General features: G+C 72.0%; 8 protein-coding genes. 7 read left to right on the top strand and 1 reads right to left on the bottom strand.

Annotated elements, in window-relative coordinates:
• Positions 1-145 precede the first annotated feature (145 nt).
• Both AB2U05_RS31490 and argJ read left to right on the top strand, forming a co-directional pair.
• A complete protein-coding gene (locus AB2U05_RS31490) occupies positions 146-5557 on the top strand; it encodes a glycosyl hydrolase family 18 protein (RefSeq protein WP_369184998.1) in 5412 nt (1803 codons plus the stop codon).
• Positions 5558-5747: 190 nt separating this feature from the next.
• On the top strand, positions 5748-6902 hold the full coding sequence (gene argJ / locus AB2U05_RS31485) for a bifunctional glutamate N-acetyltransferase/amino-acid acetyltransferase ArgJ (protein ID WP_369184997.1): 1155 nt from the start codon (positions 5748-5750) through the stop codon (positions 6900-6902).
• A 49-nt stretch (positions 6903-6951) separates the two neighbouring features.
• Here argJ and AB2U05_RS31480 read toward each other — a convergent pair whose 3' ends face one another.
• Positions 6952-8208, bottom strand: a complete 1257-nt coding sequence (locus AB2U05_RS31480; RefSeq protein WP_244178555.1) for a cytochrome P450 — start codon at positions 8206-8208, stop codon at positions 6952-6954.
• Between the two features lie 114 nt (positions 8209-8322).
• Here AB2U05_RS31480 and AB2U05_RS31475 point away from each other — a divergent pair, with 114 nt between their 5' ends.
• From AB2U05_RS31475 to AB2U05_RS31455, 5 genes are all read left to right on the top strand, one after another.
• On the top strand, positions 8323-8814 hold the full coding sequence (locus AB2U05_RS31475; RefSeq protein ID WP_369184996.1) for a hypothetical protein: 492 nt from the start codon (positions 8323-8325) through the stop codon (positions 8812-8814).
• Positions 8815-8988: 174 nt separating this feature from the next.
• The gene (locus AB2U05_RS31470) at positions 8989-9285 is read left to right on the top strand and encodes a trans-aconitate 2-methyltransferase (protein ID WP_369184995.1); all 297 of its coding nucleotides are present in this window, start codon (positions 8989-8991) and stop codon (positions 9283-9285) included.
• 53 nt (positions 9286-9338) lie between these two features.
• Positions 9339-9746 carry a hypothetical protein gene (locus AB2U05_RS31465; RefSeq protein WP_369184994.1) on the top strand — a complete coding sequence of 136 codons (408 nt, stop codon included), beginning with the start codon at positions 9339-9341 and terminating at the stop codon, positions 9744-9746.
• 182 nt (positions 9747-9928) lie between these two features.
• Complete coding sequence (locus AB2U05_RS31460; protein ID WP_369184993.1) at positions 9929-11416, top strand: Y4yA family PLP-dependent enzyme; 1488 nt, start codon at positions 9929-9931, stop codon at positions 11414-11416.
• On the top strand, positions 11413-12741 hold the full coding sequence (locus tag AB2U05_RS31455; RefSeq protein WP_369184992.1) for a pyridoxal-phosphate dependent enzyme: 1329 nt from the start codon (positions 11413-11415) through the stop codon (positions 12739-12741). The genes AB2U05_RS31460 and AB2U05_RS31455 overlap by 4 nt, the downstream gene beginning before the upstream one ends.
• The last annotated feature ends 6 nt before the right edge of the window (positions 12742-12747 follow it).

Here is a 12747-nt window from a genome sequence, read left to right as displayed (position 1 = left end):
GACGCTTCGTCCACGTCGTTCCCACCCCCGCCCCCGCCCCCGTCAACGCCGCCGTTGACGCCACGTCTACGCCCCGTACACGCCCCTGCGGTGCGATGCGCCCCGACCGGCTCCGAACGGGAGCCGCCGAACAAGGGGGACGCCGGTGTTCAACTCCGCACCACCACCACCACGATCACGCCGCAGACCGCCCGGCCTGCGCCGCACCCTGGCCACCCTGCTGTCGACGGCCCTGCTCGCCGCGGCCGTCCAGACCGTGGCGGCGCCCGCGCAGCTCGCCGCCGCCGACCCGAACGCGGACGCCCGTCCCGTGGTGATCTCCATGGGCGACAGCTTCATCTCCGGCGAGGGCGGCCGCTGGGCCGGCAACGCGTTCACGGACGACGTGGGCGCGTGGGGAACGGACAACTCCACCGCCGTCTACAAGAACATCCCCCGGCCGGACGGCAGCACCGTCGACACCTCCTACGACCCCGGGGGGAACAGGTGCGACCGTTCCAGGACGGCGGAGATCAACGGCGTCCGGGGCCCGCACGGCACTGATCCGGAACGGATCAACCTGGCCTGCTCCGGCGCGACCACGGACAACATCATCTCGGCGGACCCGAGTTGGAAGGAGCCCGTGTCGCAGGCCGATCAGCTGGCCGCGATCGCCGCGGACAAGAGCCGACGGATCGCGATGATCGTGGTGTCGATCGGTGGGAACGACATCCACTTCTCCGACATCATCCAGGCCTGCGCCAAATCCTGGGCGGCGGTCGGCGGCGCGTACTGCAGCCAGGAAGACGGCGACACCAACAAGCGCTTCCGCACCGACATCGCGCAGGCCCAGTTCAAGGTCGAGAACGCGCTGGCCGCGATCAGGAAGGCCATGGAGTCCAGCCACAACTACGCTCCGGACTCGTACCAGCTCGTTCTCCAGTCCTACCCCAACGTCCTGCCGCCCTCGGGCCAGATGCGGTACTACGAGACGACCCTCAGCCGCTGGACCAGTGGTCGCTGCCCGTTCAGGAACAAGGACATCGACTGGGCGCGGAACTCGGTCGTCAGCGGTCTGTCCGGGGTGCTTCAGAGGGCAGCGGAGGACCAACGGGCCACGTTCCTGGACCTCAGCAGGCTCTTCGTGGGGCACGAGTTGTGCAACACCAACGACAGTCAGGCCAGCAAGGACAACTCGGCGGCGAACCCCCTCCGGGAACGCGACGCCGAATGGGTCCGGTGGATCCCGTTCAAGCCCGGGGAGGAGAAGGCGAACTGGGGCTCCATGCAGGAAGCCATCCACCCGAACTCGATGGGGCAGCGGGCTCAGCAGAAATGCCTCGACGACGTCGCCCGCGACATCGCCGACCCCAGTTCACCGCCCTCCGGGCCGCAGTCGTTCGGGTGCATGTCGCTGGGCCCGGGCGACGACCGGATCGCCCACTGGCACAACACCCCCAACAGGGCCGCGAACAACTCCTACGGCTGGCCGTACTACGAGAGCCTGCAGACCACGTCGAACCCGATGTGGATGAACAACGTCGACGACTCCGCCCCGCTCGGGTCGCTGTCGATCCCCGGCTCGCACGAGACGATGTCCCACTACGGCGGTGACGCCGTCACCACCCAGGAGTGGGACACCGACCAGCAGACCTCCCTGGTCGACCAGTTGAACGCCGGCATCCGCGCCATCGACATCCGGGTCGACCCGGACGGCGACAGCGCGGACGACAAGCTCTGGCTGTGGCACGGCATCATGGGCCAGCACGCGGCACTCGGCTTCGGCGTCCTCGACCCGCTGACCAAGTGGCTCGACGCCCACCCCACCGAGACCGTGCTGCTCAACCTCAAGACCGAGAACACCGTCTACAAGACCGTGTGGCCGGACCTCCCGGACGACTGCGGGATCGTCGGCGCGCACCGCCCCTGCGGCCCGCGCCTGCCGCAGAAGACGGAGCTGTCGAGCGCCGAGACGCAGCAGCTGATGGGCGACGAGTTCCAGAAGTACGTCGACCGCTACAAGCAGTACTTCTGGGCGCCCTCGGTCACCCGCGGCCAGTCGGCGGACACCCCGCTGCTCGGCCAGGTCCGGGGCCGGATCGTGCTGAACTCCTTCCGCGGCCCGCACGGCGGTCTGTACGAGTGGGGCCTGAACACGGCCTCGGTCGACGCCCGGGTCCAGAACGACTACGACATCCCCACCGTCGCCGACATCAAGCCCAAGTGGGACAAGGTCCTCGCCCATCTGACCAAGACCCGCGCGGACACCGACAACACCGCCCTCTACGTCAACTACCTGTCCGGCGCCAGCGCCGGCGCCTACCCGAACGCCGTCGCCGGCGGCGCCGGGGGCACCTGGGGCGTCAACCACTGGGCCTGGGACTACTTCAAGAACGGCGACACCGGCGGGCGCACCGGCGTCCTGATGATGGACTACCCGGGCGGCGAGCTGATCTCGCAGATCATCGGCCACAACACGTCCGTCACGCTCACCCCCACCAGCGGCGAGACCGGAGGGCGCAGCAAGGACAACCGGGACTGGAGCATCGGCCCCGGCGAGATCCGCAGCATGGTGACCAACAAGTGCCTCGACGTCGACCTGGGTGCCGACAACGGCCAGGGCGACGCCGCCAAGGTGCAGCAGTGGGGCTGCGGCGGCAGCCGGAACCAGCAGTGGACCCTGGACGACCAGTCCCGCGTGGTCAACGCCAACAGCGGCAAGTGCCTGGACGTCGACGTCCCCAAGGGCACCGTGCAGCAGTGGGGCTGCGGCCCGAACCCGAACCAGAAGTGGGTCCGCGCCGGGACGTGGCTGCGCAACCAGGCCACCCAGAAGTGCCTGGCGGTCACCGACGCCAACGACGGCTCGCGCGCCGTCCAGGTCGACTGCGGCGAGTCCCCGGTGGGCTCCCCCACCGACGCCGGCGACCCGTACGACAGCACCCCGGACGACCGTACGGCCAAGCCCGCCGCCTCCGGCGACTGCCGGCCGGACGGCATGGCGCCCAGCCCGGGCGCCCGCTACTGCGACGTGTACGACGGCAACGGCCGGGAGTGGCTGGGCGGCCGGGACAAGCGCGTGATCGGGTACTTCTCCGGCTGGCGCACCGGCGCCAACGGCGAGTCCCGCTACCTGGTCAAGAACATCCCGTGGTCGAAGGTCAGCCACGTCAACTACGCCTTCGCCTCGGTCGGTTCGGACAACAGGATCACCGTCGGTGACGAGGCCACGAAGATGACCTGGCCGGGCGTGGCGGGCGCCGAGATGGACCCGTCGCTGCCCTACCAGGGCCACTTCAACCTGCTGACCCGCTACAAGCGGATGCACCCGCAGGTGAAGACCCTGATCTCGGTCGGCGGCTGGGCCCAGACCCAGGGCTTCTACAGCATGGCGACCAACGCCGACGGCAGCGTCAACCAGGGCGGCATCAACACCTTCGCGGACTCGGTCGTCGCCTTCCTCAACCAGTACGGCTTCGACGGCGTCGACATCGACTACGAGTACCCGGCCTCGCTCCAGGGCGCCGGCAACCCGAACGACCAGGGCGTCGCCAACCCGCGCCGGGCCGGCCTGCAGGCCGGGTACGTGGCGCTGATGAAGACGCTGCGCGCCAAGCTCGACCAGTCCGGCTCGGCCGGCGGCCGCTACTTCCTGCTCACCTCGGCGGCCTCCTCCTCCGGCTACCTGGTGCGCGGCGAGGAGAACCAGCAGGCGCTGCAGTACCAGGACTTCGTCAACGTGATGTCCTACGACATGCACGGCTCGTGGAACAGCTACGTCGGCCCGCAGGCGCCGCTGTACGACAGCGGCCAGGACAACGAGCTGGCTGCGGCCGGGATCTACAACGACACCGACCCGAACACGAAGGACTACCAGAAGACCGGCTACTTCAACACCGACTGGGCGTACCACTACTACCGGGGCGCGCTGCAGGCCGGCCGGATCAACATCGGCGTGCCGTTCTACACCCGCGGCTGGCAGGGCGTCACCGGCGGCACCAAGGGCCTGTGGGGGACGGCCGAGGGCGACCAGTCCAAGTGCCAGCCCGGCACCGGGACGGCGCAGAAGTGCGGCAACGGCGCGGTCGGCATCGACAACCTGTGGCACGACTCCGACGTCATGGGCAACGAGGTCGGCGCCGGGTCCAACCCGCTGTGGCACGCCAAGAACCTGCAGGACGGCATCCGGCCCGGCTACCTGCCGGACTACAAGCTGAACCCGGCTCAGCAGCCCACCGGCTACGAGCGGAACTTCGACCCGGCCACCCAGTCGACCTGGCTGTGGAACGACGCCAAGAAGGTGTTCATCTCCACCGAGGACGACCAGTCGATCAAGGCCAAGGCCCAGTACATCGCCGACAACGGGATCGGCGGCGCGATGATCTGGGAGCTCGGCGGGGACTACACCAAGCGCGCCAACGGCGAGTGGGGCATGGGCTACGACATGACCACGCTCATCGACCGGACCCTGCGCGGCTCCGGCGCGCCGGGCGCGGTGCGCAGCGACCAGGCGCTGCCGCAGCAGACCCTGGACGTCAAGGTGGAGCTGGCCGACTACCCGTCCGACAACAAGCAGCTGTGGCCGATGCAGCCGAAGCTGCGGATCACCAACAACACCGGCCAGACCCTGCCGGCCGGCACCGAGATCTCCTTCGACATCCCGACCTCCACGCCCCCGCTGCTCAAGGACGAGGGCTGGCACGAGATGACCGGTGCGGTGGCGCCCGGCCGCAGCGGCCCGAACGCGGGCGGGCTGAAGGCGGACTTCCACCGGGTGACGATCAGGCTCGGGTACTGCGAGGACCTGCCGGCCGGGAAGGTCCGGGACATCGGGATCAAGTACTACCTGCCGATCACCGGCCCGGCGAACTTCAAGATCAAGGTGAACGGCACCGAGTACGGGCTCGCGCAGGACGCCCGCAAGGGCACCACCCCGGCCGCCCTGGGCGCCACCAGCGCCTCGGGCTGCCAGGCCGAGCCGTGGGACGCGGCCCGTACCTACAACCCGGCGATGGCGCCGTTCGCGCTGTGGAAGACCGGTGACCTCTGGAAGGTCCAGGACACGGTCAGCGCCAACGTGATCGACCACCCGGGCGACTGGAACACCGCCCACCTGGTGGATTCGCAGAACGGCAACGCGAACCAGCTCTGGAACGTGGTCGAGGAGGGCGGCCCCGGCTGGTTCCGGATCAAGAGCTCGACCGCCGGGCACGACCAGTGCCTGGGCGCCGACCAGCAGTTGGCCAGTCTCTCGGTGCGCGACTGCGACGGGAGCAACGGCCAGTGGTGGCAGCTGCTCGACGCCGACGGCAAGGCTTTCACCGGCGGCCCGCCGAAGGACGGCGCCGCGTTCACGATGCGCTCGTACGCGGGCTTCGTCGCCGAGCCGAAGAACAGCGGCGTCGCCCCCGGCACCGCCGTCGTCGCCGGTGACCCGAGCGGCGTCACCCGCAGCGTGGTGTCGTACAACGGCTACTACTGGAAGGCGAGGTGGTGGACCAAGGGCGCCGACGGCCGCGGCACCCCGAGCACCGACGACCCCTCCGACAACTGGTCGCGCCTCGGCCCGACCGGCTGACCCCGCCGCGAGGCCGTAGCGCCCCGCAGCACGGCAGGGGGCCCCGAGCCGGGGGCGGTCACGGGACCGCCCCCGGCTCTTCTGCATAGTCATGCAGTCACCGGGCCCACGGGAAACGGAGTTTACCCCTCGTCGATTGGCAATGTATTCAATGCTCTGCAACTCTATCCACCCCTAGGAAGGATCGGCCATGCACCCCGTGGTCCCGCAGGGCTTCCGCTCCGTCACCGCGAACCTCGGTCTCAAGGACGCCGGCGACGACTTCGCCGCCGTCGTCTCCGAGGCCCCCTGCCGCTCGGCCGCCGTCTTCACCCGCTCCCGCTTCGCCGGCCCCAGCGTGTTGCTCGGCCGCGAGAGCGCCCCGCTCCGGCGCAGCCGGGGCATGGCCGTCCTCGCCCGCAACGCCAACGTCGCCACCGGCCGCACCGGCGCCGAGAACGCCGCCGAGGTCCGCCGCCGGGTCGCCGCGATCGCCGGGATCGAGCCGGACGAACTCGTCCTCGCCTCCACCGGCGTGATCGGCCGCCCGTACCCGATGGCGAGCATCCGCGCCGGGCTCGACGCCCTGGCCCGGCCGTTCCCCGAGGCCGACTTCACCGCCGCCGCCAGGGCCATCATGACCACGGACACCCGCCCCAAGCAGGTCCACGTGCGCTGCGGCGACGCCGTGCTCGTCGGCATCGCCAAGGGCGTCGGCATGATCGAGCCCGACATGGCCACCCTGCTGACGTTCTTCTTCACCGACGCGGACCTGCCCGCCGACGAACTCGACGCGCTGTTCCGCCGCGTGATGGACCGGACGTTCAACGCGCTGAGCATCGACACCGACACGTCCACCAGCGACACCGCCGCGATCTTCGCCAACGGCCTGGCCGGCGCCGTCGACCCGGCCGCCTTCGAGCAGGCCCTGGACGACTGCGCGCTGCGGCTCGTGCGCGACATCGCCTCGGACGGCGAGGGCGCCTCGAAGCTGATCGAGGTCCGGGTGACGGGCGCCCGCGACGCCGCCCAGGCCAAGCGGGTCGGCAAGGCGGTGGTCAACTCCCCGCTGGTCAAGACGTCCGTCCACGGCTGCGACCCGAACTGGGGGCGCATCGCCATGGCCATCGGCAAGGTCCAGGACGACGCCGACCTCGATCCGGCCGCCGTCCGCATCGGGTACGGCGACCTCCCGATGTACCCGGAGGAGCCGAGCCCCGCCCTGCTCGCCGAGGCCGCCCGGTACCTGGGCGGCGAGGAGGTGGTCATCCGGATCGACCTGGGCCTCGCCGAGGGCGCGTTCACCGTCTACGGCTGCGACCTCACCGAGGGCTACGTGAAGATCAACGCGGACTACACCAGCTGAAGGCGGCGGGGCCCCGCACCGGACGCGGGGGGTGCGGGGCCCCTCGCCGCTACTCGGCCGCCGGGCCGCCGTCGAGCAGCACCGGCAGCGTGCGGTGCCCGTTGGAGATCAGCGAGTCGACCGGCTCCAGCTCCACGCCGGGCAGCAGGGCCAGGCGCGGGAAGCGCTCGAACAGCGCGCGCAGCGCCGTACGCGCCTCCAGGCGGGCCAGCGGCGCGCCGAGGCAGAAGTGCGGGCCGTGCCCGAAGGCGAGGTGGTCCTTGACCGGCCGGGTGACGTCGAAGACGCCGCCGTCCTCGCCGTAGCGCACCGGGTGCCGCCCGGCGGCGGCGTAGGAGGCCAGGATGGCCTCGCCCCGGCGGATCGTCAGCCCGCCGGGCAGCTCGACGTCCTCCACCGCGTAGCGCAGCGGCAGGTGCGCCACCGGCGCGTCCCGGCGCAGCGCCTCCTCGACGACGTCGTCCCAACCCGCCTTGCCCGTCCGGACGAGGTCGAGCTGCTCGGGGTGGGTGAGCAGCAGCGCGACGGCGTTGTCGATCAGGTTGACGGTGGTCTCGTAGCCGGCCGAGACGATCAGCAGCAGGGTGTCCCGCAGCTCCTCCTCGGTGAGGGCGCTGCCGTCGCCCTCGGTGTCGCGGGCGGCGATCAGCAGCGAGGTCATGTCCTCGCCGGGCCGCTCGCGCTTCAGCGCGATCAGTTCGTCCAGCATCGCGTAGAACGCCGCCGCGTTGGCGGCGGCCTCCTCGGGGCTCAGCACGGTGGAGAAGACCCGGTCGACGTAGTAGCGGAACTGGTCGCGCAACTCCTCGGGCAGGCCGAGCAGTTGGCCGATCACCTGGATGGGCAGCGGGTAGGCCAGGTGCTCGCGCAGGTCCACCGCCGTGCCGGGCGGGGTGGCCGCGATCCCGTCGAGCAGGGCGGCGGTCAGCTCCTCGATCCGCTCGCCGAGGGCGTTGACCTGGCGGGTGGAGAACGCGGACCCGACGAGCCGGCGCAGCCGCCGGTGCTCGGCGCCGTGCGCGGTGAACATGTTGCGCGCGTTGACCCACAGCGCCAGCGGCCAGGTGCGCAGGGCCTCCTCGAATCCCGGCCAGTGCTGGAGGCCGTCCTTGGACACCCGCGGGTCCTTGGTCAGCTCCTCCAGCAGCTCCGGGTCGGCCACCGCCCAGGCGTGCACCCCGAGGATGTCCACGGGCGTCGCCGGCCCCCGCGCGAACAGCTCGGCGCTCTCGGCGTCCCGGTTGCGCCCGGTCGGGTCCAGCACGAGTCGCGGGCATCCCGCGGGGTGCGCCAACTGGTCGTCCACAACGGCTCCTTCGTACGGGGTCGGGTTGGTACGGCATCAGCCGGGAACGAGGATGGCCCACGCCCCCGCCCCCGTCGAGACCGCCTGTCCGATCCGGGCCGTACGGTGGCCCCCATGACCGACGATCCGGCCGCGCACCTCGCGGCACTCGACGACCTGCTGGCCCGGCCGTACCCGGCGGCGGAGACCGGCGACGCCACGGGGTACGGCGGTCCGGGCTGGTGGGTCCAGGACCTGTACGTCAGCGGCGAGTTCTGGGACGACGAGGACGGCGAGGCGCTGCAGCGGGCGGACGAGGAGGCGGCGGGCCACTTCGACGCCCTCGCGCGGGCCCTGACGGCTCGCTGGGGCGAGCCGTTCACCGTCGACCTGTGGTCGTACCTGGTGGCGAGCTTCGACGGGGAGCAGCCGGGCCGGGAGGCGCCCGAGCCGATCGGCCTGCTGAGCGGCCGGGCCACCGTCCTGCACGTGTGGCCGCTGCCGGGCGGCGGGCGCTGGCTGGGCCTCGCGGTCGGCCAGGAGGACAAGGAGCTGCCGGTCGTCCTCTCCGTGGCCGTCGCGGCCGGCCCCGCCCCCGCGCCCGTCGCCCCGCCCGCCGCGGGGTAGCCGGTCGGGCGGCCCGTCCATCGGGTGGCGTGCGCCTCCACATGAAAACGGATATCGTTTCACTCGCGCTCATCCGCGCCTCCCCGCCCGCCGAGCATTGCGGACAGGGTGAACATGACAAACACTGGCACCGAGCGGAGCCCTCGAATGCGCGCAAGCACGGCGGGAGTGGACATGCCGGTCGATGCGGCCCTGGCCGAGACCTGGATCGAGCGCTGGGAGCGCCAGCAGGAGCGGTACGCGGTGGAGCGCGAGGAGCGCTTCACCGTGGTCGCCGACGTGGTCGAGCAGGTCGCCGGCCACCGGCCGCGGCCGCTCGTCGCGGACCTCGGCAGCGGGCCCGGATCGCTGTCGGCCCGGATCGCCGCGCGGCTGCCGGAGGCCGAGGTGCTGGCCGTGGACATCGACCCGCTGCTGCTCGCCCTCGGCCGGGCCCGGCACCCCGGGTCGCCCGCTGGGTCGAGACCCTGATCGGCCGCCCCGGCTGGCTCGACGCGCTCGGCCTGGACCGCCCGCTGGACGCCGTGGTGTCGTCCACCGCGCTGCACTACCCGCCGCCGCGGACGCTGCTCGGGATCTACCGCGACCTCGCGGAGGTGATGCGGCCGGGAGCCGTCCTGGTCAACGCCGACCACCTCGTCCCCGAGGAGCCGCCGCTCGCGGAGCTCGCCCGGGCGGTCGAGCGGCGCCGCTCGCAGCGGCGGGGCGCCGGCACCGCCGAGGACTGGTCGCAGTGGTGGGCCGCCGCCGCCCGCATCCCCGAGTTCGCCGAGCTGCTGGCGGCGCGGGCCCGCCAGGTGCCGCCGTGCGACGGCGACGGGAACGGCCTGTCCGCCGCCCGGCACGCCGAGCTGCTGCTGCGGGCGGGCTTCCGGCAGGCCGGCCCGGTGTGGCAGTACGGCACCAGCGCGGTGCTGGTGGCGCTGCGCTGATCCCGCCATCCGGAGCCCAACTCTCCACATTGGCACAGACTTTGCGATCGCGTGACAGAAAGTCCTGTTGCGAAAAGATGAAAACAGTTACCGTTTGCCTCGGTGTCCGACGCCCCGCGCGGTGAGTCCCGCACCCGGCGCCCGACCTGCCGACTTCCGATGACGGGGAGCTGTTTTCGCCAATGCGGCCCTTACCTCTCTTCCTCGAACCACGGCTGGAGCCCCGGCTCCGGTCCCTCCTCGCAGCAGGCGACTTCCTGCACCCGCTGGTCGACGCCCTCGGGTCGCCGCTCAACGTGCTCCTGCCCGAACAACTCGCGGACAACCTGGCCCGCTTCCGCGCCGTCTACCGCAAGCACCACCTCAGCGGCCCGATCCACTACGCCCACAAGGCGAACCGCTCCCGCGCGATCGTGCGCCGCCTCGCCGCCACCGAGGCCGGCCTGGACGTCGCCTCGCTCGCCGAACTCCAGCACGCCCTCGGCGCCGGCTGCACCCCCGAGCGGATCATCGCGACCGGCCCCAAGAACCGCGAGTTCCTGTGGCTCGCCGCCCGCACCGGCGTCACCGTCAGCCTCGACTCCCGCGCCGAACTCGACGAACTCGCCGAGCTCGTCCGCAAGCACACCCTGCCCCGGGTGCGCATCATGCCCCGGCTGTCGGGCTTCGAGGCGCCGGGCGCCAGGGTGCTGAGCCGCCCCAGCCGCTTCGGCACCGCGGCCGCCGGACTCGACGACCTGCTCGACGCCGTCGAACGCCACCGGGACGCCGTCGACCTCACCGGCCTCGCCTACCACCTGGACACCACCGGCATCCCCGAGAAGGCCGTCGCCCTGGAGGGCTGCATCCGGGCGATGAACGCGTGCCACCGCCGCGGCCTGCGGCCCCGCACCATCGACATCGGCGGCGGCTTCGGCGTCAACTACCTGGCCCACGCCGCCCAGTGGGAGCGCTACACCACCGAGCTCACCAACGCCGTCCTCGGCAACCGGCCCCCGCTCACCTGGCACGGGCACGGCTACGGGCTGCGCGGCGAGCACGGCACCCTGCGCGGCGCGCTCACCCTGTACCCGGCGCACCGCGCCACGGCCGCCGAGACGTACCTGGACGAACTGCTGTCCACCCGGGCGCCCTCGCTCGGGCGCCCGCTCGCCACCCTGCTGCTGGAGAACCTGTACGACCTGGCCGTGGAGCCCGGCCGGGCGCTGGTCGACCAGTGCGGGGCGACGCTCGCCCGCGTCCTGGAGGTCCGGCCCACCCCGGACGGCGACGTCCTGCTGCGGCTGGGGATGAACGCCCGGGACGTCGGCCTGGAGGAGCACGGGGTGCTGATGGACCCGGTGCTCCTCCCCCGGCCCGGCGCCCCCTCCACCCCGCCGGGAGAGCCGGTCGGCGCCTACCTGCTCGGCAACCTCTGCCTGGAGTCCGACCTGATCACCCGCCGGAAGGTCTTCCTGCCCCGCCTCCCCGCCCCCGGCGACCTGCTCGCCTTCGCCAACACCGCCGGCTACCTCATGGACTTCACCGCCGGCCGGGCCATCCAGCAGCCCGCCGCCCGCAAGGTCGCCGCCTTCCGCCAGGACGGCGCCTGGCACTGGCGCCTCGACGAGCAGTACTGGCCCGTCGACGGGACGGGGACCGCCGAACCACAGGGGGAGCGACAGGCATGAGGTACGACAGCATCACGGACGCGATCGGCGACACCCCGCTGGTCCGGATCGACCCGGCGGTGACCGGCCTGCGGCACATCGACCTGTACGCCAAGCTGGAACTGCTCAACCCGTTCGGCTCGGTCAAGGACCGCGCCGCCTGGAACATGACCCGCGACGCGCTGCCCGCCGCCGTCGAACGCGGCGACACCGTCGTCGAGCTCTCCAGCGGCAACACCGCCAAGGCCCTCGCCCTGATCGCCGGCATGCACGGACTGCCGTTCAAGAGCGTCACCAACCGGATGAAGGTCCCCGAGGTCAAGGACCTGCTCCTGCTGCTCGGCGCCGAGATCGAGGAACTGCCCGGCCGCACCGAGTGCCTGGACCCGACCGACACCGACGACCCGCTCACCCGCATCCACCGGATGCTCTCCGCGGCGGACTCCGGCTACCTCCACACCGACCAGTACTTCAGCCCGCTCAACGTCGAGGCGCACGTCACCGGCACCGGGCCGGAGATCGTCCGCGACCTCGACGGCCGCGCCCCCGACCACTTCATCGCCTGCGTCGGCACCGCCGGCTCCTCCACCGGCGTGGCCGCGGTGCTGCGCGCCCACGACCCGGCCGTCGAGGTGGTCGGCCTGGTCGCCGACAAGTCCGACTTCATCCCCGGCATCCGCACCATCGACGAGGTCCACGAGGTCGGCCTGTTCGACCCCGGCACCTACGACACCCTCCAGTCGGTGACCGCCGACCAGGCCATCGACGGCATGCTCACCCTGATCCGCCGCTGCGGCCTGCTCGCCGGCCCCACCGGCGGCGGCGCCTTCCACGGCGCGCTGCGCCACCTGCGCACCGTGGACGCCGGGCTGGCCGACTCCGCCGACCGCAGGACCGCCGTCTTCATCGTCTGCGACCGGGTGGAGAGCTACCTCGGCTACCTCCGCCAGCGCCGGCCCGAGCTGTTCAACCAGCCCGCCCGCCCCAACTCCCTCGGCTCGCTCACCCCGGCCGACCTGGCCGCCGCCAGGTCCGTGGACGTCGACGCCGCCCGCAAGTGGATCGCCGAGGAGCGCCCGCTGGTCGTCGACCTGCGCGGCCCCTTCGCCTACGCGGCCCTGCACATCGAGGGCTCGATCAACATCGTCGACGAGCTCTTCGACGAACTCCTGCACGGCGGCCTGCCGTTCGGCCCCCGGCAGCCCGTCCTGCTGGCCTGCCCGGTCGGCGAGAAGTCCGTCCGGTACGCGGCGCTGCTCACCCGGATGGGCCACCAGGACGCGCGCAGCCTCGCCGGCGGCATCATCGGTTGGCGCGACGCCGGCGCGCCCCTGGTCCGGGACTGAGCGGAG

It is taken from the genome of Streptomyces sp. Y1 (assembly GCF_041053115.1).
GTDB classification, from domain to species: Bacteria; Actinomycetota; Actinomycetes; order Streptomycetales; family Streptomycetaceae; genus Kitasatospora; species Kitasatospora rubellomurina.
The sequence above is the reverse complement of the archived record's forward strand: the minus strand, read 5'-3'. Positions and strand labels throughout refer to the sequence as shown.